Annotated in this window: 16 protein-coding genes; 4 read left to right on the forward strand and 12 right to left on the reverse strand. The window is 40.8% G+C overall.

The genetic code is table 11. The annotated features are described in order from the left end of the window. Positions 1-98: 98 nt before the first annotated feature. The gene (locus AC3WTL_RS09840) at positions 99-968 is read left to right on the forward strand and encodes an SDR family oxidoreductase (protein ID WP_095243880.1); all 870 of its coding nucleotides are present in this window, start codon (positions 99-101) and stop codon (positions 966-968) included. A gap of 396 nt (positions 969-1,364) precedes the next feature. On the opposite strand, the gene AC3WTL_RS09845 is transcribed toward AC3WTL_RS09840, so the two are convergent. The 6 genes from AC3WTL_RS09845 to AC3WTL_RS09870 all read right to left on the reverse strand — a co-directional run bounded on the left by AC3WTL_RS09845 (position 1,365) and on the right by AC3WTL_RS09870 (position 10,060). Continuing rightward, a complete protein-coding gene (locus AC3WTL_RS09845; RefSeq protein ID WP_076261251.1) occupies positions 1,365-2,411 on the reverse strand; it encodes a LacI family DNA-binding transcriptional regulator in 1,047 nt (348 codons plus the stop codon). 42 nt (positions 2,412-2,453) lie between these two features. Next, entirely contained in the window at positions 2,454-4,817 is a 2,364-nt protein-coding gene (locus AC3WTL_RS09850) for a glycoside hydrolase family 31 protein (protein ID WP_252221262.1), read from the reverse strand. Between the two features lie 71 nt (positions 4,818-4,888). Continuing rightward, positions 4,889-6,433, reverse strand: a complete 1,545-nt coding sequence (locus tag AC3WTL_RS09855; RefSeq protein WP_252221260.1) for an alpha-amylase family glycosyl hydrolase — start codon at positions 6,431-6,433, stop codon at positions 4,889-4,891. A gap of 75 nt (positions 6,434-6,508) precedes the next feature. Continuing rightward, entirely contained in the window at positions 6,509-7,351 is an 843-nt protein-coding gene (locus AC3WTL_RS09860) for a sugar ABC transporter permease (RefSeq protein WP_061794119.1), read from the reverse strand. Next, on the reverse strand, positions 7,352-8,656 hold the full coding sequence (locus tag AC3WTL_RS09865) for an ABC transporter permease subunit (protein WP_386852630.1): 1,305 nt from the start codon (positions 8,654-8,656) through the stop codon (positions 7,352-7,354). It lies immediately after the preceding gene. A 126-nt stretch (positions 8,657-8,782) separates the two neighbouring features. Next, positions 8,783-10,060: a sugar ABC transporter substrate-binding protein gene (locus tag AC3WTL_RS09870; RefSeq protein WP_061792812.1), complete on the reverse strand. Its 1,278-nt coding sequence runs from the start codon at positions 10,058-10,060 to the stop codon at positions 8,783-8,785. A gap of 311 nt (positions 10,061-10,371) precedes the next feature. On the opposite strand from AC3WTL_RS09870, the gene AC3WTL_RS09875 reads away from it, so the two are divergent. Then, the gene (locus AC3WTL_RS09875) at positions 10,372-12,141 is read left to right on the forward strand and encodes an alpha-glycosidase (protein WP_492369322.1); all 1,770 of its coding nucleotides are present in this window, start codon (positions 10,372-10,374) and stop codon (positions 12,139-12,141) included. Between the two features lie 125 nt (positions 12,142-12,266). Next, a complete protein-coding gene (locus tag AC3WTL_RS09880; RefSeq protein WP_252221256.1) occupies positions 12,267-13,616 on the forward strand; it encodes an MATE family efflux transporter in 1,350 nt (449 codons plus the stop codon). Between the two features lie 37 nt (positions 13,617-13,653). On the opposite strand, the gene asnB is transcribed toward AC3WTL_RS09880, so the two are convergent. Next, on the reverse strand, positions 13,654-15,501 hold the full coding sequence (gene asnB, locus AC3WTL_RS09885; RefSeq protein WP_335450118.1) for an asparagine synthase (glutamine-hydrolyzing): 1,848 nt from the start codon (positions 15,499-15,501) through the stop codon (positions 13,654-13,656). Positions 15,502-15,658: 157 nt separating this feature from the next. Here asnB and AC3WTL_RS09890 point away from each other — a divergent pair, with 157 nt between their 5' ends. Then, positions 15,659-16,222, forward strand: a complete 564-nt coding sequence (locus tag AC3WTL_RS09890) for a DUF2777 domain-containing protein (protein WP_048008486.1) — start codon at positions 15,659-15,661, stop codon at positions 16,220-16,222. Between the two features lie 49 nt (positions 16,223-16,271). Here AC3WTL_RS09890 and AC3WTL_RS09895 read toward each other — a convergent pair whose 3' ends face one another. From AC3WTL_RS09895 to AC3WTL_RS09915, 5 genes are all read right to left on the reverse strand, one after another. Next, positions 16,272-19,193 (reverse strand): EAL domain-containing protein, encoded by a 2,922-nt coding sequence (locus AC3WTL_RS09895; protein WP_492369323.1) that lies wholly within the window; start codon positions 19,191-19,193, stop codon positions 16,272-16,274. Positions 19,194-19,384: 191 nt separating this feature from the next. Continuing rightward, positions 19,385-19,741, reverse strand: a complete 357-nt coding sequence (locus AC3WTL_RS09900; RefSeq protein ID WP_076261232.1) for a YisL family protein — start codon at positions 19,739-19,741, stop codon at positions 19,385-19,387. Positions 19,742-20,217: 476 nt separating this feature from the next. Next, positions 20,218-21,126 (reverse strand): fumarylacetoacetate hydrolase family protein, encoded by a 909-nt coding sequence (locus AC3WTL_RS09905; protein WP_492369324.1) that lies wholly within the window; start codon positions 21,124-21,126, stop codon positions 20,218-20,220. 66 nt (positions 21,127-21,192) lie between these two features. Continuing rightward, positions 21,193-22,380, reverse strand: a complete 1,188-nt coding sequence (locus AC3WTL_RS09910; protein ID WP_492369325.1) for a DUF418 domain-containing protein — start codon at positions 22,378-22,380, stop codon at positions 21,193-21,195. Between the two features lie 142 nt (positions 22,381-22,522). Continuing rightward, entirely contained in the window at positions 22,523-24,115 is a 1,593-nt protein-coding gene (locus tag AC3WTL_RS09915) for a long-chain-fatty-acid--CoA ligase (protein WP_492369326.1), read from the reverse strand. Between the last annotated feature and the right edge of the window lie 10 nt (positions 24,116-24,125).

Below are 24,125 nucleotides of genomic sequence, written 5' to 3' on the forward strand. Positions count from 1 at the left end.
TAAATCCATTATATAAGAGCGATGCAAATAATTTCCATGTTTTTTTATCATAATAAAATGGAATTAAAAGAGTATTAATGATTTGGAGGGATATAGTAATGTCTAATACTCAAAACAATCCACAGGAATTTCCGCCTCAGCATCAGGATCATCAGCCCGGGACAGAGGCGCCAATGCAGCCTGAACCCCAAACGGTGGATCCAAATTATAAAGGGTCTGATAAATTAAAAGGAAAAGTTGTTTTAATAACAGGCGGAGACAGCGGCATCGGTAAATCAGCCGCCATTTATTTTGCCAAAGAAGGAGCCAGCGTCGCGATTGTCTATCTGGAAGAACATGAAGACGCAGAAAAGACTAAAGAGGCCATCCAGGCTGAGGGCCAGGAATGCCTGCTGATCTCCGGTGATATCGGAAGCGAAACATTCTGTAAGGATGCAGTCAGTAAAACACTTGATAAATTTGGGCAAATCGATGTACTGGTGAATAATGCAGCCGAGCAGCACCCTCAAAAAAGCCTGCTTGATATCACTGCTGAACAGCTTGAAAAAACATTCCGAACAAACATCTTTTCATTTTTCCATCTGACAAAGGCAGTACTGCCACACCTGAAAAAAGGAAGCTCCATCATCAATACTGCATCAATAACCGCTTATGAAGGAAACGAACAGCTAATCGACTATTCTTCTACAAAAGGTGCGATAGTCTCCTTCACACGCTCATTGGCCAAATCGCTGGCTGGACAGGGAATTCGCGTAAATGGAGTGGCTCCGGGACCTATTTGGACACCGCTTATTCCATCTACATTCACAGCCGATAAGGTATCAAAATTTGGATCAAATACTCCAATAGGCCGAGCAGGACAGCCTTATGAATTGGCTCCGGCCTATGTCTATCTTGCCAGTGATGATTCATCTTATGTGAGTGGCCAAATGATCCATGTCAACGGCGGAACAATTGTAAATGGGTAAAGCAGTGGGGGTTCTCTTTATCCCCCACTGATTGTTAGTTGAGGCCCACAGGACAAGGAAAGCTACGGCAGCGATACACCGCACGACCGAAAGCGGCAGCTTTTGGGAGGACGTGGCGTTCTTAGTCTTTGTTCGTTTTTCGGGCCTTTACATTATAAAGCGAGGCGACTTGCCCAGGGGTGACAAGCATAAGACGAGCAGATGGCGGGAAGTGCTTTTCTTCCCATCAGCTGATTGGCTTATGACCTCGAGCCCCTAGGAGCCGCAGCTGGATTGGGCAGTTTGACCCCCACTTATCCTACTTTGATTCCTCTGAGTCTTGAAGCGGGGGTCTTACTGCCCGTTAGACTGCGATAAACATTACGAAAGGGAAGCCTGCCGCAGGCTTCCCTTTTTTTATGATACTATCTCTGGATCTTCAGTTAGCGGGCTGCTGCATGAACAGCGTTTTACGATTTTATGTGGAATAATAATGCGCTTTACTGGCTCCCGAGGGTTTTCAATTCTGTATATGAGACTTCTGGCAGATTCAAATCCCAAATCGAAAATGTTGATATCGACAGAAGTCAGCGGGGGTCTGGACATTTCAGCTAACAGCACGTTATTAAAGCTGATGATTGACATATCTTCAGGAACTTTTATTCCCAATTCATCCAATGTATTCAGGACGCCTAATGCCATTAAGTCGTCGGCAACCACAAGGGCGGTTGGAGGTTTATCAAGGGAGATGAGGCCTCTGACAGCCTCCTGGCCTCCTTCTTTTAAGAACTCCTCATGAACAATATATTCATTTACAAGTTCAATGCCAGCATCCCGTAAAGCTTTTTCATAGCCAAGAAGGCGTTCAACTGTAACGGTTAAATTCAAATTCCCTCCGACAAATGCGATTTGCTTATGGCCGAGCTTAATCAAGTATTCCGTTACCTCTTTGGCTGCACGGAAATTATTATTATCCACGTAAGTGATTTCTTCTTCATCTGAAAACGGCTTGCCTATAACCACAAACGGGAAATCTCTTTCCTTTAAGAAGGCAAGGACTTTGTCCTCCACTTTTGAATAAAGCAAAATTACTCCATCTACCCGGCCGCCCTGTACCATCTGGATGACGCCTTCATAGATTTCATCATCCGTTTTTCCGGTTGTCATATGGAGGGCATAATGCCTTTCATGCGCACCCTCACTCAGACCTCTAAGTACAGTAGGGAAGAATGGATTCTGAAATACAACATCTGTGGAACTGGGCATTATCAGTCCAATTGCGCGGGTTGACTGGCTTGCAAGACTGCGGGCAATAAAATTCGGATGGTATCCTAATTGTTCCATTGCCTCTCTGACTTTTTGCTTGGTTTTCTCGCTAATGCGAGGATTGTTGGCAATAACCCTTGAAACAGTAGAAGGCGCTACTTTTGCCATCTTTGCAACATCTTTAATTGTGACTGCCATAGAATCACCCTCTCTGCAGAGCCGCTTAATAGTTAATTATTATTATAAAACAAAAGTATGAATTTCTCCGTTTCTATTCTGCAATTCCTTCTCTTCACCGTTAATAATAAGTGAAAAATCTTCATTTGCACCATGAACAATCAGTTCAATTTGCGTCCAATCCGGCTTGTAATTTCCTGATTTCTCAATATCCAGACGTAATTGATTAGAGCCGCAAACGGCATGGAATGTCTGGAGAAGAAATTCACCTTCTTCATAATTAAATGTATTTCCATCATCATCATAGAGAGTAAAAGTTGAATCCACGCCAACTTCAAAGTAATAATGAAGAAATAGTTTAGCATCAGGTATGTTTGTGGACTGCTTAGTTTCTCCTAAAACAATAAAGGATCCTGATTTAATAAACAGTGGAAGTATATCCAATTCAGCTTCTATTAAATGATATTTTTGCCCTTCCAGTATTTCACCAGTCCAATAATTAACCCATTTGCCTTTTGGCAAATAGATTGATCTGTGGGTTTGAGATGGCTGCAGGATCGGAGCACAAATTACATTGTCCCCTATCATGAATTGATCTGATAAATTATAAGTATTCTTATTAAATGGGTACTCCATAAAAAGTGGACGCATAATCGGCAAACCTTTACGACTCGCTTCTGCAAAAAGATTGTACAAATGAGGCAGCCATTGATATCTTATTTCGATATATTTCTTAATAATTTTTTCATATTTCTCTCCAAAGGACCATGGCTCCTGCCGTATAAATCCAAGAGCACTATGATTACGGAAATAAGGCGTAAAAGCTCCCACCTGAGTCCATCGCGCCAGAAGTTCTCCATTGGAATCATGGGCAAAACCTCCAACATCCGGACCGGAAAAAGGAATACCTGACAAGCCTAAGTTCATGACCATTGGAAGTGACATCTGCAAATGCTCCCAAAATGAACGATTATCACCTGTCCATACAGCTGCATACCTTTGAACACCTGAATATCCTGCTCTTGTCAAAAGGAATGGCCGCTTCCCATTTAAAAGGTCCTTCATCCCGCTATAAGTTGCTTCACCCATATACAGGCCATATAGATTATGAAGCTCCCGGTGAGTTTTAGGTTCACCGTCATTCCGATGCATCACTTTTACATCCATTGTCTTTGACTCGTTGAAGACAGCCGGTTCATTCATATCATTCCAGATGCCTTCAATTCCTAAATCACTGTAAAATTTATGCTTAGAGCCCCACCAATCGCGCACTTTGGAATCAGTAAAGTCCGGGAAGGCACTGTTGCCTGGCCAAACATCACCGAAATAGATATTCCCTTCAATATACTTGCAAAAATGGTCTTGCATGATTCCTTCCTGATATACGTAATATTCAGGGTCTTCTTTGACTCCTGGATCCACAATAGGCACAATCCTGATTCCCATGGCCTTTAAATCCCGAACCAACTTTCGAGGATCAGGGAAGCGATTTTTATCAAATGTAAAAACTCTGTATTCATCCATATAATGTATATCCAGATATATTACATCAAGCGGAATGCCTTTTTCCAGGAAGGAATTTGCTAGCTCCCTAACTTCAGTTTCTGATTCATAACTGTATCTAGACTGGTGATATCCAATTGCCCATTTAGGAGGCAGAGGCATTCTTCCAGTCAGATAAGTGTATTGCTCCAGAACATCCTTTGGCGAAGGCCCAGCCATGATAAAGTAATCCATATTTCCGCCTTCAGCAGAAAAGGAGTAGACGGTTTCTTCGGTTTGCATATCGAATGTGCTTTTGAACGTATTATTGAAAAATAAACCATGTGCATAGCCGTCTCTAAGTGTCATAAAGTATGGAACCGACTGGTATAAAGGATCGGTCTCAGGGTTATGGGGGGCATAAACATCGCTATTCCACATGAAAAGCTTTTCTCCCCTTTTATTTAAAAAGCCCGTTTTTTCACCAAAACCATAAAAAAAGTCGGCTTGGTCCATTTCTTTAAAACAGATCACTTCTTTGGAAGCTTTTTTGAACCCCATCCCTTTTATGCTTTCATTTACCAGCGAGCGACCTGTCCGGTCTAAGACATTAATTCTGATCGGAGATTTGTTAATAATAATATTTAATGCATCAGTTGAGATTCGAATAACATCAGCTTCTTCAACTGCTGTAAACACAGTATTAACAGGTTTGGAGACGATGGCAGGGCTGTTTCCCTGCTGTGTCTCACCAAAGAAATTAATGTTAAACCTAACAATGTCTTCTCTGTAAAACAAAACTTTCAATTCCCCTGAATCAGTTGAAATCCCTACTCCATTTTCTTCTTTATTTAAAGAGATGAATTTGCCGATATCCTGAAACCCCGACTCCAATATCTTTTTCTCATTATCTGGATGAATCGCAAAACTTGTATCTTCGAGCATAAAAGGGCTCCTTCCATTTACCAAAAAGACGCTAATTGGTTCATGTTTTATTGACTTTTAATACAGAACCACTATTCTTTCTTGGCATTTCTATTTTTAGACCGCTTCCATATTAAATATATAAAAATCATAAATGCTGTATAGACAGCAGCAATTGATACAATATAGGGTATGTTAAGTCCGGTCTTTTCCTTGAGGACATACACTTCTGCTTCTTCACGGTCAAGAATCAATGTATAGCTGCCATCCTTACTGGATACCAGATCTCCTGCAAGCATCCCTTGAAGTTCTTTGCCGTCTTCCAATACGTCACTATCAATTACTGCTTTCTGTGATTCGGTTGTATTATTGATAGCAACAATGGCTGTTTCATCTTCAAATTGACGTTTATATACTGCGAAGCCATTGTCTTCTTTTATCAATTCCATAGTACCTCTTGTCAGAGAAGGAAGCTGCTGCCGGACTTCACCTAGCTTAGTAATATAGTCGATTAATTCTTTATCTGTACGGAAATCCATTTGTCTTCTGTTATCCGGATCATTGCCGCCGTCAAGAGCAATCTCACTTCCATAGTACATAATCGGAATTCCAGGGCTTGTATATAAATAGGTTAATGCCAGTTTCCACCTTGGTCCCGGGTGCTGGTTTTGGCTTATTGCATCCCTGGTAAAGCGTACAGTATCATGGTTATCCATAAATGTCCCCATTAGATAAGGATTTTCATAGATGGATTTATTCCTATCCCAGGAAGTGAAAAGCCAGCTCAATGATTGATCCGGTTTGGCAAAAGCAGGACGCAGAAAATCATTCAGAGGATAATCAACAAAACCATCAATACCTGTCTCCTCATACTGCGCTATATATTCAGGACTGTCAGACCACACTTCCCCCAGCAGATAAAAATCTTCTTTTTCGCTTTTTACTTCCTTTGAAAATTCAGTCCAAAAATCCTTGGAAACATGTTTAACAGTATCTAACCGAAATCCATCAATATCAGTTTCTTTAATCCACCATATAGCTGCATCAATAAGATAATTTTTAACCTCAGGATTTTCCTGGTTTAAATCAGGCAATCCATAGATCCACCCATTTTCCAGATCGGTTTGGTTTTCCCAGTTTTGGATATCCTGTTTTTCATGAAACCATTCGTTTTTCTCAGGATCGTTCAACCATTCGTGATTGTAGCCAACATGATTAACCACAAAATCCAGAATCACTTTCATATCCCTCTTATGCGCTTCTTTTACAAGGGATTTAAATTCCTCGATGGTTCCAAAATGTTCTTCAGTATTGTAAAAATCCTTTATCCAATATCCATGATAGCCTTTAGATTCGTTATCAAAGACTGGCGTTAGCCATATGGCAGTAAAGCCCATATCCTTAATATAATCCAGCTTATCGGCGATTCCTTTAAAGTCACCGCCATGATAGGCTTTTGGATCTTTAACATCAACCTCATAATCGTTATTGGAATCACCATTATTAAAGCGATCCACCATTAAGAAATAAATTGATTCATCTTGCCATTTACGCTCTTCTTTTTCAATTGCTCCGACAGGCAGGGCATAAAAAAGAAGAAACGGGATTAAGATGAAGATGGATACTCCTTTTTTCATCGCCGCTCCTCCTTTGTATTTTCAGGCCGTTTCAATTAAATAAAAGCGGGCCCATAAAGTTTCAGCCCTTTAAGATTAGCCTTTTGTTCCCCCTGCCGTCAAACCAGACACAAAGTACTTCTGAAATGATAAGAAAAGGATTGAAATTGGGATAGCAATTAACACAGAACCAGCTGCAAAAGTGGTAAACTCTGCGCCATATTGTCTGGAAACAAGTTCATATAATCCAACTGCCAATGTGTAGTTCTCCGTAGATCTCAGCATTACTTTTGCTAAAATGAAATCCGTAAATGGTGCAATAAATGTGAACAAAGCAATTACCGCAACTATGGGTTTTGCAAGCGGCATAATGATCTGCCAGAAAATTCGGAAGTGGCCGGCTCCATCCATTCTTGCGCTTTCATCCAGTTCTTTAGGTATGCTGTCCAAATACCCTTTCATTAGCCATGTATTCATCGGAATGGCACCGCCGACATAGATCAGAATAAGCCCAAAGTGTGAATCTAAGAGACCTGTAACCTGAGCCAGTACAAAGATTGCAATAAGCGCAGCAAAGTTCGGAACCATCTGTAAAATTAAGAAGGTGGTCAAGCCGTTTTTCCGGCCAACAAATCTGTACCTTGAAAATGAATAAGCCATCAGGCTAATGACAATTACAGAAAATGTCATTGTAATAAAAGAGATTTTCAAAGTATTCCAATACCAGATTAAGTAGCTGCTCTGTTCGGGATCAAAGATTGTACGATAATGATCAAATGTAGCATTCTTTGGGATTAGAGAGGAGTTCGTTAAACTTGTTCCTGGTGTTAAAGAAGCTCCAATTGCCCATAGAATTGGATAGACGATGATCACTGTCATAAACAAAATTACTAAATAAGTCAGTGACAGCCTGATGAATTTCTGCCTTTTTGTGCTCATTTACATCATATCCTCCTCTTGGAATGCCTTTGTTCTCTTGAATTGCCACAGTGCCACTGAAATAACAATAGCTGAGAGAATCATAGTGATTGCGGCAGCCATTCCATATTCCGATTTCGTAACTGTCAGGTTATAAATCCAGGAAATTAAGATATCTGTTCCCCCTGCATTTTGACCCGAAATTGCAGGACCTCCCATATTGAACAAATAAATAATATTAAAGTTATTAAAGTTAAAGGTATATTGTGTGATAAGGATTGGTGCAATTGAGAACATGATCAGAGGGAACGTAATGTTTTTGAACTTCTGCCACGCTGTTGCCCCGTCTACAGTTGCAGCCTCATACAGTTCATCCGGTATAGCCTGAAGGACTCCTGTAACCATTGCAAAAATAAACGGAAAACCAAGCCATGTCTGTATCATAATCAAAGCTGCCCTGGTCCAAAAAGCTTCTGTCATCCAAGGAATAGGTCCAATTCCGATTGCATCAAGAACCACATTATTTATAGCTCCAAAGGTTTCATTAAATAATCCAGAAAAAATCAAAATTGATACGAAAGCAGGAACAGCCCAGGGAAGAATCAGTATAGTTCTGATAATGGCTTTTCCTTTAAGATCTTTTTGATTTACTAAAACAGCCAGGAAAATACCCAGCGCAATTTGGAATGTTGTTGCGCCAAATGTCCAGATGACAGTCCAGGCAAAAACACTTACAAACGTTTCTCTCCAAATATCAAGGGTTACCAAACGTGTAAAGTTGTCTAAAGCTACCCAGTCCATCAGCTTTGCTGGCCATTGGTGATATAGGTTATAGTTTGTAAATGACAGCAGCAAAACGAACACGATTGGCAAAATAACAACGAAAACCAGAAGGAAAAATCCCGGAGTAATCATCAGATAAGGGAAACCTTCATCAATTAATGTATGATATTGATCTTTTATCGAGCTTAAAGGCTGGTTTAAGTCTCGTTTTTTTCCATTTTTATAGGCATCACGCAGGCTGAAAAGAACAAACCCTGCTGCAAAGAAAATCAGAATCACTGAAATGATTCCATAAACTAGTAAAAATATAGAGTTATCACGGGGCAATTTTTCCCCAAGGGTTACCAGACCCCATAATCCAATATTCAGGAAATCTTTAAAAGCTATGACAAATGAAAACGATAATATTAAAAAAGCAATACCTTTAATAAATTGTCTGTTGTATATCTGGCCGAGACCAGGGATGATCGATAGCCAAGCAGCGATCTTTCTGTGATTAGACTTGTATACTTCTTCCATTGAAAGGATTCCCCTTTCTGCCATTTCCCTTAAAGGGGTATATTTTTTACATCATCATACTATTCCAAAAATATATCGGTAATAAAATGGAAGCAGTACCCCGATGACTGGGAGTACCGCTTCTTTGGGTTTTTACTGAATACCAGCAGATTAATTTCCGCTGTGATTAGCTTCTATCTGCTGTTCGATTGTTTTAACTGCGTTATCCAGAGCAGGTTTTGGTTCTGATTTGCCGGTTACAATCGTTTCAACAGCTTTTTTCATAGGATCCCAAACCTCTGCCATTTCAGGAACACTTGGCATTGGCACTGCATACTGGGATTGCTCCATTACAGCAGCTGCACCTTCGTTATTCTTAACGAATTCAGGATCTTCCATTAGTGATTTCAATGGAGGAATTTCTCCAGTTAATTCAAAGCGTTTCTTTGCATTTTCTTCGTTTGTAATATATTCAACAAACTTTTGGGACCAGTCAGGGCTTTTGCTGAAGTTTGTTACAAACCACCCTTTAACACCCATGAATGTTTTAACAGGCTCGCCATTAGGAAGTTTCGGCATTGCCGCAACCCCATAGTTTACGCCTGCATCACTGTAATCCTTAAAAGCCCAAGGACCATTTTGCACAGCAATAGCTTTTCCTTCTTTGAAAAGACCATTCATATTATCATTAGATTTTTCTCCAATGATTCCTTTCGGGAAAAGGCCTTCTGCGTACCACTTGTTGATGTAATCTGCTGCTTCTACAGCTGAATCGTTATTTAAACCAATATCCGTTACATCAGTTTTTCCGTCTTTTTCACCAAATACATATCCGCCGAATCCAGCGAACACCCCGTGAGCATGGTAGAAATCATCCCAGATTGCAAGGAAACCGTAGTTTCCGTCTTTAGTAACTTCTTTTGATTTAGTGTATAATTCTTCCATTGTTGCTGGAACTTCAGGAAGCAGATCTTTATTGTAAATAAACACTGGTGTTTCAGTAGCTTTTGGAAGCCCGTATAGTTTTCCTTCATATTTAAGAGCGTCTACAGAAGAATCTGTGAACTGTCCTAAGATTTCAGAATCAACTTCCAGTTCTTTAATGTAGCCTTTAACCATTGCCGGTCCTACACCGTCATGTGACATTGTTACAACGTCTGGTGCATTTTCAGTGTTGCCGTCAAGAGCAAGGTTTTCTTGCATCTTTGTAATGTTTAATTCTTTAAACTCAATTTTTATTCCATGCTCTGCTTCAAATTTTTCTGCAGCATCTTTTAAGGCTGATCCTTTATCTGTATCTTCCCAGACAATCAGCTTTTCAGGTTTTGAAGATTCCCCTTCAGTTTTGCTGTCATTGCTGCCAGTCTCTTCTTCATCTTTTGGACCGCACGCAGCTAAAACTCCGAATACCAAGACGATCATCATAAATAATGATAATGCTCTTTTCATTCTTGACCCTCCTATAATAGTGATCCTTTTTGAAAAAAGTACAACCGTTTGCACAAAAGTGTAAACGCTTAATCTATTTCTCTTAAACAAGCGCTATCAACTAAACTATTAATCAATGAAACCGCTTAATGAAAACGATTGCACAATTTCTAATTTTTATTATACAAGGTTTTTGGGCTTTTACAACTATTTTTTTCTAATATTTTTACTTTGGAACAATAATAATTTAACACACAGGCATATGATTTATACATTTCCACTTCTTTCATATGGTATAATGCAAGCGATTGCACTTTGAAAGGGGAATTTTAATGGAAAAGGCAGCCATCATACACTACCCTACTGATCATTTTGTTTATCCTATCAACAGGGAAACCTTACATATTAGACTGCAAACAAAGAAAGATGATATTTCTGAAGTCACTTTACTGCACGGTGATCAGTACTTATGGGCTGATGGTAAATGGCAGTATGAAAAAACAGGTATGCAGAAATCAGGTTCTGATGGGATTCATGATTATTGGCATGCCTATATTAACCCGCCATTTAGAAGATCCCGATACGGATTTCACTTAAAGTCCGGTGAAGAAGAATTGATTTTGACTGAAAAAGGCTTTTACGAGGAGGCTCCTGCTGATTCAGGTTATTATTTCAACTTTCCCTACCTGCATCCTCAAGAAGTATTTCAAGCCCCATCCTGGGTGAAGGATACGGTCTGGTATCAAATTTTCCCGGAAAGATTTGCTAACGGAAATCCGGACAATGACCCCAAAGGTGTTCTTCCCTGGGGAAGTGAGGAGCCTTCTAAGAATAATTTTTTTGGCGGAGATTTTGAGGGTGTTATTGAACATCTGGACTATCTCGTGGAACTCGGCATTACCGGCATCTATTTCACACCTGTTTTTAAGGCATTTTCCAACCATAAATATGATACAATAGACTATCTGGAAATTGATCCCCAGTTTGGTTCGAAGGATACTTTAAAAAGACTGGTAAAAGAATGCCATGATCGGAATATAAAAGTCATGCTAGATGCCGTTTTCAACCATAGCGGATACTATTTCCCCCCATTTCAGGATGTGCTTGAGAAGGGAGAAAAATCACCTTATAAAGATTGGTTCCATCCACATAGTTTCCCTCTGAGAGGCGGGGAGCACCCTAATTATGAGACCTTCGCTTTTGTAGAGCAGATGCCAAAACTGAATACAAAAAATCCAGAGGTAAAAAAATATTTGCTCAAAGTGGCCAGATACTGGATTGAAGAGTTTGATATAGACGGCTGGCGGCTGGATGTGGCAAATGAAGTTGACCATCAGTTCTGGCGTGAATTCAGGCAGACTGTAAAAAACATCAAACCAGACCTCTATATATTGGGTGAAGTCTGGCACAATTCAATGCCATGGCTGCGCGGAGACCAATTTGATGCTGTCATGAATTATCCTTTTACCACAAACCTGCTAAACTTAATTGCAAAAAAATCCATAACCGGCAGTGAGTTCGCCAATAATATGACCGCTGAAATTCACAGCTATCCTGCCAATGTCTATGAATCTGCATTCAATCTGGTTGGAAGCCATGATACACCGAGGATCTTAACGGAATGTGAAGAAAATAAAGACAGGGTAAAGCTAATTTACACACTTTTATTCACCTTTATGGGTTCACCATGCCTATATTATGGAGATGAAATTGGGCTAAGTGGTGTAATGGATCCCGGATGCAGAAAATGCATGGAATGGGATGAGGCAAAACAGGACCGTGAATTGTTTTCTCATATTCAAAAACTTATTAAGGTTCGGAAGGAAGAAAAGCTGCTTGCAAATGAAGGACAATTTGAATTTGTTCAGACAGATCCTAATATAGTTGCCTACCGAAAATACGATGATGAAAAAACAATTATAGTACTCGCCAACCCTGCGGATGAAAGCGCGGAATTTTTATTGCCTTATCCGCTTAAGGGTGTTAAGGTAACGAATATGCTTACAGACAAAGAATTTGCAGCTGAAGCGGAAAACCTTAAAGTTCAGCTTGATGGCTGGGGGTTTGAAATCCTGTCCTTCCCTGCAAGCTTCACTAAATAGGAAACCTGATTGAAATAAGGAAAAGTTTTTAAGGGCAAGACCTTAAGGCTTTTCTTTTTTCGTTTATATATTGTCGTGGGTCCCTCCTATTTACATGAAATCATTTACAAATAGGGAGAATAACCATGACTAAAAACCAGAAAAAAATGACATTATTTGCTCTAACCTGGCCGATTTTCATTGAAATATTGCTTCATATGCTCATGGGGAATGCCGATACGCTTATGCTTTCGCAATATTCGGATGAATCTGTGGCTGCCGTTGGGGTGTCAAATCAGATCCTTTCACTTGTAATCGTCATGTTTGGATTTGTAGCGACCGGGACATCCATCCTAATTGCCCAAAATCTCGGCGCGAAAAATAATAAAACGGCTGGTGAAATTTCGATTGTCTCCCTGGGGGCAAACCTGGTATTTGGGGTATTCCTCAGTATTATTTTATTCGTCTCAGGCAAACCGCTGCTCCGCATGATGGATTTGCCTGAGGAGTTATTGAGCCAGGCAAATGCCTACTTAGTCATTGTTGGCGGCTTCTCCTTTGTTCAGGCATTGATTATGACAATTGGTGCCATCATCAGAAGTTACGGATTTACAAGAGATGTTATGTACATTACTATCGGCATGAACATTTTAAATGTGATTGGCAATTACTTTTTTATTTTCGGCCCATTCGGTTTTCCGGTATTGGGTGTAGAAGGAGTGGCCATCTCTACTGTCGTCAGCAGATTGATCGGATTGGCAGCTGCTGTCGCCGTCCTGCTTAAAAGAACGGATAAAGCACTTCCGTTCCGATTACTTTTCCGCTTTCCAAAGGAACATATCAAAAACCTTTTAAAAATCGGGATCCCTTCAGCGGGGGAGCATTTATCCTATAATGGATCGCAAATGGTAATTACGATATTCATCGCTGCTCTCGGAACAGAGGCTTTAACTGCAAAGGTGTATACGCAGAATATCATGATGTTCATATTCCTGTTCAGTGTCGCCATCAGCCAGGGCACACAAATCCTGATAGGCCACATGGTAGGCGGAAAGGATTATGAAGGAGCCTATAAAAGATGTATGAAAAGCCTGCGCTTAGCCATCATTATTTCATTCGGGACTGCGGTTCTTTTCTCCCTGTTCTCAGAAAAATTGATGGGCATTTTCACTTCTAATCCAGATATCATAAAGGTTGGCAGTGTTCTCATTCTTTTGACCATCCTTCTGGAGCCAGGCAGATCCTTTAATTTAGTCGTCATCAACTCCCTGCGTGCAGCCGGGGATGTAAAGTTCCCCGTTTATATGGGGATCCTTTCCATGTGGGGCGTAAGCGTTACCCTTTCCTATATTCTGGGAATTCATTTTGGACTGGGTCTTGCCGGCATTTGGATCGCCTTTATTGCCGATGAATGGCTTAGAGGATTGCTCATGTTATGGCGCTGGAAATCCAGAGTCTGGGTGAATAAATCATTCGTGTCTTCAAAAGCGGTATAAATAAGAAAAGCGGCAGTTACGGCTGCCGCTTCTTTTTTCATTCTGCAATATTTATATTATAATCCTTAAACCACACATGAATCTGTGCAAGGTGTGCTAACAGCTGGGGACCTGTCATGAGCTGCCCAAACCATGGTTCCCGGAATGAGTCACCTCCCGACTCAATAATATCCCTCAGCTGGCCGCTGTCAAAAAATTCATACAATGCGGATGAGCGGTCCTCCAGGTATCCATTAAGCATCTTCTGGACTGCAGCTGTATATGCTGGATTATGGGTTTTAGGATAAGGACTTTTCTTTCTGTATAACACTTCATTCGGCAGTATGCCTTCAAGTGCTTTGCGAAGGATTCCTTTTTCGCGGTTTCCATGCATTTTGATCTCCCACGGAATATTCCACACATACTCCACAAGCCGATGATCGGCAAACGGCACCCGTACTTCAAGGCTGGCCCCCATACTCATTCTGTCTTTACGGTCCAATAAGGTCGTCATAAAGTAAATCATATTAATATAGAAAAGTTCTCTCCTGCTCGCGTCCTCCCTGCTCTCCCCGTCTAAAGCAGGAGTTTCGGAGATTGCCTGAAGATATTTTTCCATAGCGTAATCTCGAAGGCTCAGTTTCTTCCTCCAATTTTCTCTCAACAGGTCCTGCCTGGCTTCGAGTGACCTCATCCATGGGAATCCCTTCCTCTTCAAGTCTTCCTCTCTATGGAACCATGGATAGCCGCCAAATATTTCATCTGCACATTCCCCTGACAGACTGACAACAAAGTCCTTTTTTATTTCCCTGCAAAACCATAGCAGGGAGGAATCAACATCAGCCATACCAGGAAGATCCCTTACATGCACAGATTCGATTAATTCCTCTGCCAGCTGCTTCTGGGTGATTATACTGCTGTTATGTTTCGTATTAAAGGTCTGGGACATCTTCTGTATAAATGCTCCATCAGAATTAGGCTGAAACTCATTAGCCTTGAAAAACTCGTCATTTCCCTCATAATCTATCGAATAAGTGGTGAGTTGGCCCTTACCGTCCTTTTCGTAAGCTTTTGCAGCGATAGCTGTAATCGCACTGGAATCCACTCCGCCGGAAAGGAACGTGCATAACGGAACATCCGAGACCAGCTGCCTTGTCACAGCATCCGTAAATAGGTCTCTGACGCGCTCAGCCGTCTCCTCAACATTATCCTCATGTGGGGCACTTTTCACATTCCAATAACGCCATGCCTTCAGTCCATTTCTCGAAAAGATAAGCGCATGAGCAGGCCTTAATTCATCAATGCCTCTGAAAACACCCGATCCCGGAGATCGTGATGGCCCCAGTCCAAAGACTTCAGCCAAACCTTCCCTGCCGACTTCTGCTTTAACTTCAGGGTGGGCTAAAATAGCTTTTAATTCAGATCCAAATAATATGCCCTGTTTCGTTTCTTTATAAAATAATGGTTTTACCCCTAAACGATCCCTGCCAATAAATAATTGTTCTTTCTTCTCATCCCAAACTGCAAATGCATAGATGCCATTCAAATATTGAAGGCAATTTTCTCCCCATTCTATATAAGAAGTCAGCAAAACCTCAGTGTCAGAATGGCCCTCAAACGAATATCCTTTTATAAGGAGTTCTTTACGGAGATCTTCCGTATTATAAAGCTCTCCATTATAGCAAATCGTATAGCGGTTTTGATGTTTTTCCCTAGTCATTGGCTGTTTTCCGCCTGCCGGGTCTACAACGATTAGCCTTTTATGGCCCAATCCAGCATGCACATCTGTCCAAATGTTTGTTTCATCTGGACCCCGCTTTGCCAGCGTATCCGCCATTTTGCCAATTGCAGCCGTTTCTTTTCTCAAATCCCTTTGGAAATCAATCCAGCCGGTAATTCCACACACATTACATCATCCTTTCAAAGCGGAATCGCATGGGCACATTTTTCATGATGCTATTGTATGCTGGGCCAAGAAAAAAGTTAATTGTCCACATTCATGCGGTTATAAAAATCGCCAAAACTGTCTAAAAAGAAGTTGAGGAAGTTAATGGAGGTTTTATATGAATAGACAGCAGCGAACAAAGCTTATCGAATATCAATCCCGTGCTTTTACAGAAGGCACTGTAGAGTATATCAATGATCAATGGGTATTTTTTGACCATGAAACAGATGAAGCATCCATATTGGACGAATTCCTCCATCAGGAAATGGAAGTGTTCCGCTTTAAACGCTGGAAAAAGGGCATTTTATTCGAGGATGGCAAGGTGGCTTTTGATGATGAAACGTTTCACTTGAAGAACCAGGATTCAATTCGCATTCGAAAGCATCTGGTTTTCTCCCTTGAAAGATTATTGGAAGAAATGAATGATGACGCCTTCTACCAGTTCGTAACCACTCTAAATTCCATGCAATTTTCGGTCTATGACTGCATTTACTGCTATAACCAGCTCGCATTTTTTAATGATAAAGACAGGAAAAGCGGTGTTAATTTCATCGTTTTTGATAACCAGGATCATATATGCAATGTGCAGCATCATTTTTGCTATTATGAAAAAATGAGTGACCGGTTTGAATTCACCTTAAACAGCGGAAAAAGAATGGTAATTGAAAAGATATCATCATAAAGAAACAGCAGCCTGCCTTTAATGGCAGTGCTGCTGTTTCTTTATGGCGCTAGCTGTGCGTTTGAACGTATTTTGATAGACCTTCCTCAAAATCTCTGGTCATAAGCGGCTTATGTATATAGAAGCCCTGTGCATAATGGCATTTCAATTCCTTTAAAAGCTCAATCTGCTCCAGTGTTTCCACCCCTTCAGCCACCACCTTAACGGAAAGTCCATGTCCCATTGTGATGATGGCTTTTACAATAGCAACATCAGAAGTATTTAATCGAAGATTATTGATAAACGACCGGTCAATTTTTAATGTATTGATTGGAAGATCTTTCAAATAACTTAATGAAGAATATCCGGTTCCAAAATCATCAATGGAAACCTTGACGCCGATTTCCTGCAGAGACTGCATAACTTGTATACTGTACTCAACATTTCTCAGCATCGTGCTTTCCGTAAGCTCCAATGTTAAATATTGCGGCTCCATACCGGAGAGCTCCAATGCCATTTTAACTTCCTGGAGAAATCCCGGCTGCTGGAATTGATAGGCAGACACATTCACAGAAATGGAGAGAGATTCATAGCCGAGCATTTGCCAGCGCCTATTTTGCTGACAAGCCGACCTCAATACCCAGCCGCCAATATCCCCAATGAGTCCAGTTTCTTCTGCAAGAGGAATAAATTCACCGGGTGAAACCAGGCCAAGTTTTGGATGATTCCAGCGGATCAGAGCTTCGCTTCCGTATAAATTGCCTGTTTCAAGGTCGATTAATGGCTGATAGCATAAATAAAATTCATTTTTCTGCAAAGCTTTTCTTAAGTAGCTTTCAAGCTCAAGTCGGACCTTTGCCTGTTCATTCATTTCCATTGAGAAAAAAGTGACCCTGTTTCCTCCCTGCAGCTTGGAGCGGTTCGTGGCAATATCTGCGTTTTTCAGCAGTATGTGCTCGTCCGGTCCATCGTCAGGATATAGACTAACACCGATACTCGCAGTAACAATAAACTCCTGATCCGACTGAAATAAAGGATGAGATATTTCATCTAATATCTTTTGGGATGCTTTCATAACTTTTTCAATGGTTGCTTCCCTCGATAATACCAGAGTAAACTTATCCCCGCTGAACCTTCCCAAATAAGAACCGGAAGGCAAGACCCTCTCAATTCTTTCGGAAATTTCCTTTAATACCATATCCCCGGCAAAGTGCCCGAGACTGTCATTTATGATTTTAAAGCGGTCAATATCAATAGAAAGAACGGCAATTTTCTTTTCTTTCTTCCTGGCTCTCTTTAATTGCATTTCCAATTGTTCTGTAAACTTCATTCTGTTTGGCAGCCCTGTATCCCTGTCAAAAAAAGCCAGTTCTGTTATCTTCTCTTCAATTTTTTTCTGTTCTGTAATATTTCTGCCGATTCCATAAATGCCTACACATTCCCCGTTAACCGTAATCGGAATATTTTTCAGCTGAAAGAGATTCTTCTCGCCGGTTTTTGAATCAATATAAACATTATAATATTGCTCCTTTCCCCTTAATGCCCGATAAAAGTGCATCCGGACCCTTTGTACATCCATATCGCTCACATAGGAAAGAGCTGTTTTTCCGATTATTTCTTCCCGGCTGTACCCGAAGGTTTTCTCAAATGCCGGGTTAACACTTGTGAAATTCCCCTTCAGATCAGTTGAATAAACAAAGTCTGCATTATTATCAAATAGAGATTTATAATATTGTTCTGACATTTTAAGACTGCTGTTTAATGCTTTAATATCATCCTGAGAAGCATGCATTAAATGAGTTAATGAAGTAATCGTATTAAATTGGGCGGTTTTTTCATAAACAAATTCATTATGCTGTTCCTTCTTTGATTCAGCACTATTTTCTGATAGAGCAAGGTATGTAAGAGAATGGCCGACCATCTGTGGAAGTCCGCCTTTACGGCAGGAAATTTCTCCATAAGAGAAGAAGCCGTTAGATGGAGCTATTTTCTGGAACATTGCCAGTTCTTTTTCCGTAAAGTCTCTTGCAAATTGCTTCCTGGCCATGCAATTGTATATAAATATGCTTTCAGGAGAAACCTGGTCAAGCTGTTTTAATTCCTTTAAAGACCGGTCAATAATGTCCTCCAGATTTGCATAAGCAAAAGTAAGTGTATCTCCTGCCTCAACCCTTCTGTTTACTTTAATTGCACCATTTTCAAGTAATTTTATAATAAAAACAGATACCTTTTCTCCGTGGTACTGTAAAAGGAACGGGAATTCAGTACCTGACTTCGGCAGTTCCTTAATAAAAGCCTCTCCCAAATAGCGTTTTAGAATAGTTAAAGGCCTCTTATCGTCCAGGGAGTAGATGATAGATCCTTCGGCCTTTGTGACAGTAAAGCTCTTTCCAATCTCCTGCCACTGATAATTTTCAAAATGACGCACTGACAGATGGCCGCTTTGAAGTGCAACTGCCGCAAGCCCATCGCTGGTGATTCCCTCTTGAGTAAAAGAAAAACCCTCCTGGAATAAACCATTATCACCGGCAAGGCCGCCGGAAATCACCATATCGGGCTGGGTTTCATTTATTCCCTCCAGGAGATCAGTAGAATCGACATCAAATCCTGCAGGAAAGATAATTACAGCTTCTGTATTGAAGAGAGCAAGTTCCCGTGCCAGGGTTTTGCCCATTTCATAACTGTCCTTAAAATCGCTCCTGTTTAACAGGAAAGATTTTAATTCCGTTTTTTCGAAAACAGTAAAGCAAATGATTGTTTGTTTTTCCGTAATGCGCCCTTCATGAATTTCACCGGAAGTTGAACAGCCTGCTATATGTGCAAGTGGAAGCTTATTTTTCAGTTCCTTTTGAATTTCTGCGATAAATAGGCTTTCAGGAGTCCCTGTAAAGACCTGCACAAGCAAATTCGGGTATTCAGTCAATTCATTCAAGTCTATAAAACTATTAAGCTCGCTAATATTCTTATATAAACATGTAATCGTCTGTGCCATAAAAACCCACCATCATAGTAAGATCATTAAACCCGCTGAAAGGATTGCTCCTTACACAGCTGAGGCTGCAGATTCTAATTTTTTATCATATAGTTAGCTATAGTTATAAATTACCATATTTAGTGAAGTCATGACATGACAAAATTAGAAAAAGCTGCCTTTTCGGCAGCCTTTTCTATAAATATCCATATTTACGTCATAAATGTTAATGGCAATTTAACAAAGCCTAAATATAAAACCAGAATTAATGCAACAATAAACTGGCCCCATAAAATAGAGGTTTTTTTCCCTTTGACAGTGCGGATGATAATCATTTCAAACATAGCAATTACCCAAACGCCTACTAATGACTTCAACACATAAAGAAGGTCGATGCTGTTAAGGCTGCTTAAAATCCAAACTCCTGTTCCAATGATCAGAAGATAAAATAATCTCAAGATCATGTGAACCACTTTTAAACCTTTTTGTTTGCCGCTTTTATGCATTATAAGGGCAATAATAAATAGAACAAGTGCTAATAACCATGTTGTTATATGGGCATGTATCATTCCAGTGCCTCCTAATGTAAATTCGATATCATCATACCATATTGGCTTTGAAATTCCTAAAGTTAAGATGCAGAAAAAGATTATATAAAGGCAAATTTGTGAACTATTTATGACAAAGTGTGATATATCTCATTGACAAATTAATACTAAAAAGCCTGTGTATGTGTACACAGGCCATCTTTCTTTTTATTTCTGGCTCTTTTTGTATAAATTGTTGTTTTTCGCTTTTCATTATTGTCCGTTGATTTCCGCTCCAGGATGCTCAGCGAAACACGGGGCGGGCGGTGAGCCTCCTCGACGCTGCGCGTCTGTCGGGTCTCACCTGTCCCGCTACTCCCGCAGGACTTTGAATATGCTACCTTGAGTAAACACCGCACGAAGAAAATGCGAATGCATTTTCGAGGATCTCGCACCTTCCACTACAATCAACTCAGTAAATATAAATATGAATAGCAACAAACTTTGAGAAAACAGCCTTATTTTTCTATAAAATTCGTCAGAGTTCCTATATTTTCTACTGTAATTTCCACTTTATCTCCCGGCTTAAGAAAGCGTGGAGGCTTAAAGCCCTTGCCTACCCCTGCAGGAGTACCAGTAGCAATAATATCTCCAGGCTCAAGTGTCATGCCTTTTGACAGAACCGAGATGATTTCATCGATTGGAAAGATAAAGTTTTCAGTATTTGAACTTTGTCTGATCTCTCCGTTTACCTTTGTTTGAATGTCAAGCTGATTCGGGTTTTCAACAGCAGAGGAATGGACAATCCATGGACCCATCGGGCACGTGGCATCCAGGCTTTTACCGATAAAAAATTGCTTATGGCGGGACTGCAGATCCCTTGCTGTCACATCATTAATGATCGTGTAGCCAAAAATGTGTTCCAATGCTTTTTCCTTTGGAATCGCCCGTCCTTTTTTTCCGATTACAACGGCAAGCTCTCCCTCATAATCAAGCTCTGCAGTGACATTCTTGTGATTTAATACTGTTGCATCTGGTCCTATTACCGTTGTTGGCGATTTCGTAAAGACCATTATGTGCTCTGGAATATCTTCTTTGCTCCCCATCTCAATGGCATGCTCGGCATAATTCTTGCCTACACAAAAGATATTCTTATCCGGACGGGGAATCGGCGCTTCCAATGCAACGGAATTGAGCGGGCGAAAGAGTTCTTCCCTTGCAGGATTGCTGCTTAGCCAATCTGTTAAACTATGTACTTTATCAATGAACTTATCCCCTAAAGCAATACATTCCTTCAAAGTCGCCGGCAACTCACTTTTGTTTTCCATTTTTTCTAAAGCTGCTTTTAGTGGAAGCACCTTTGTCCTGGTCTCGTCCAGTAAACCCACGCCGCTTCCTGTTCTATCCTTAAAAGTAACAAATTTCAATCCTATCACCTCATTCTATTTTTCACTTTTTTAGTATAATATAAATTTTCAGTTTTTTGGACAATTTTAACCTTTTCTCTTCCAATTAGGGATCTTCAAATAAGTGAAACTCCTCCAGAGCCATTCGACCGGTCCATAATAATAGCGGGCAATCCAGAAGCGGCTGATAATGATCTGGAAAGCGAAGATGACCATAACTAAAAGTGTCCCCCAAACTGCAGAGACCTTCCCATAGAACCCTAAACCATAACTGTAAAAAATAAAAGTCGAGATAATCGACTGGAAAAGATAATTTGAGAGCGACATTTTCCCCACATATGAGAGCGGCAGCAGGAATCCTGGTCCATGACTATTGTTTATCATCACCGCTATCCCTAAGCCATAAGCAATTGCCAGCAGCGGACCTCCAAATATGTCCTGCATGTAATCCAATCCCAGGTTGCTTACCGTTATGTAAGGAAGCAATTTGAACAATAACCCTGCAGCCAGAGAGATCAGCATAATTTTCATAAGGAATCCCCGGTTTTTTACTGGTTCCTCTAGCCATCGCAGCTTGGCTGCTCCTCCCCCTATTAAAAATAAAGGAAAAATAGATGCCAGCATGATAGGCAGTGAAGCAAGATTGTTAACACCGGACCAATCCTGGATACGCTGTGAGGCAATCTCGGAAAAGCTTCCATTTTGATAGGCCTGTAAAGAAGCTAATGCGGCTTCTTGGTCATAGATTGACAGATCTTCAGGCGGAACAAACAGAACTGTTGCAAATAATAATAGAACAAATAGCAGATTGGGAATGATATAAAGCAATATTCCAGTTAAAAGCATATGTTTTCCGGACATTTTTACAAACAGTAAAAAGATAAAGCCAAAGATTGCATAGTTTATTAAAATATCCCCATGCCAAATAAGAACAGCGTGAATGATGCCTATCAGCAGCAAAAGGGAAAATCTCCTTGCAGCCATTCCTCCAAAACCAAGGCCCTTTGCCATTGCCCTCTCCCTTAAAATGACTAACCCATAACCGAACAACATTGAAAACAAAGGATAGAAGCTTGCCTGCACAAAGATATCGATAAACGCATAAGCCCCTTTATCTGCCGGACTGTCCCACCATTCAAAAGGATCAATGTACAGATATGGTGAATGGAAGGAAAGCATATTAACTAAAAAAATCCCGAGAATGGCAAATCCTCTCATAATATCCAGCGAAATGATCCGATCCTTCTCCAGAACCGGGCTGACCTGCCTGTCCATAAAGCGCCTCCTTCTATGTAAAGAAAATCTAATCTTAATGATAGAGAGCTATATTCTGCTTGTCCAGAAAAGAAATGCTCCAGCGCATGTAAGTAGGCGCTGGAGCTGGACTGATAAAACATTGAAAAATTCCCGCTTTCATTTAATTAACAAAACGGCCTGTTTTCCCTTTCGATTCCCAGTAGCTGTTCCGAAGGTGGATTTTTTGAATTTTCCCTGAAGCCGTTTTCGGCAGCTCTTCGACAAAACTCACTCCCGTTACTGCTTTGAAGTGGGCCAGCTTCTCCCTGGTGAAACTGATAATCTCTTGCTCAGTGAGTGTATTCCCATGTCGCACGACTACAAAGGCATGAGGCGTTTCCCCCCACTTTTCATGAGGCACTGCTATGACAGCTGCTTCCGAGATGGCAGGGTGCTCGTATAAAACCCCTTCTACTTCGATGGATGAGATGTTTTCCCCGCCGCTGATAATAATATCTTTTTTTCGGTCAACGATTTCTATATTGCCATATTCATCTACATTTCCCATATCACCGGTATGAAGCCAGCCGTCCCGAATCGCTTCCATTGTTGCCTCTTCATTTTTCCAATAGCCTTTCATGACCCCGTTGCTGCGGACAACTATCTCACCGATTTCTTTGCCATTATGGGCAACTTCTTCACCGTGTTCATTGATTACCCGGACTTCACAGCCAATCATCTGATGTCCTGCCTTCGCTTTCATCCGGTACTGCTGGTTAAGCGGAAGTTGTTGAAGATGAGAACGAATCGTTGATACAGTGCTTAATGGAGATGATTCGGTCATGCCATATACCTGTATGAACTCCCAGCCGAGCTCCTTTTCCACTCTTGTTACAAAAGCTGGCGGAGGGGCCGATCCAGCTATAACCACCCTGACATCCTGCTCAACAGAAGGAGCAAATTGTTCATAATGCTGCATCAGCGAATTCAGTACCGTAGGGGCCATATGCATGACTGATACTTTATGTTCCTGAAGGGCATCAAATATCTTTTCCGGCGTGGCTTTTCTCATACACACCTGAGAAGCGCCATTTGCCGTGTAATAAAAAGGCGAACCCCATCCATTCACATGAAACATCGGCAGGACATGCAGCAATACATCCTGATCGCTAACTCTCAAATGATGCATAGTTGACAAGGCATGCAGGTAATTGTTGCGGTGGGTAAGCATGACACCTTTAGGATTGCCGGTTGTACCGCTTGTATATAAAAGGCTGCAAACGTCATTTTCGTCGAGGACCTCTCTTTGAAATGGACTGCTGTCCTGGCTGCTGAGCCATAAATCATAGCCGGTTTCTTCTGTATCTTCCTCTTTATAATGCACGAAGATTTTTTCCACCGTTTTCAGCTGATCTCTTACAGGAAGTATAAGATGGTAAAGGTCCTGATCTACAAACAGGATTTTGGATTCGCTGTGATTCAATATGAACAAATAGTCTTCCGGCTTCAGCCTGATATTCAGCGGAACCATTATTCCGCCCAGCTGAAAAACTCCATAAAACCCCTCCAGCATTTCAACTGAATTGGGTGCCAGGTAAGCAATACGATCCCCTTTTTGAATACCTGAAGCTTTTAAACCATAAGAGAGCTGATTAACCCTTGTGTTCAATTCCTCATATGTAAAAGTTCGATCATCTGCAAAAATGGCTTTCTTAGAACCGTAAAGGGATACAGCACGGTCTAAAAACTGCGTAAGTATTAATGGAACATTCATTTTACAACAC

The sequence above is a fragment of the Cytobacillus sp. EB106-05-05-XG126 genome (genome assembly GCF_058791715.1).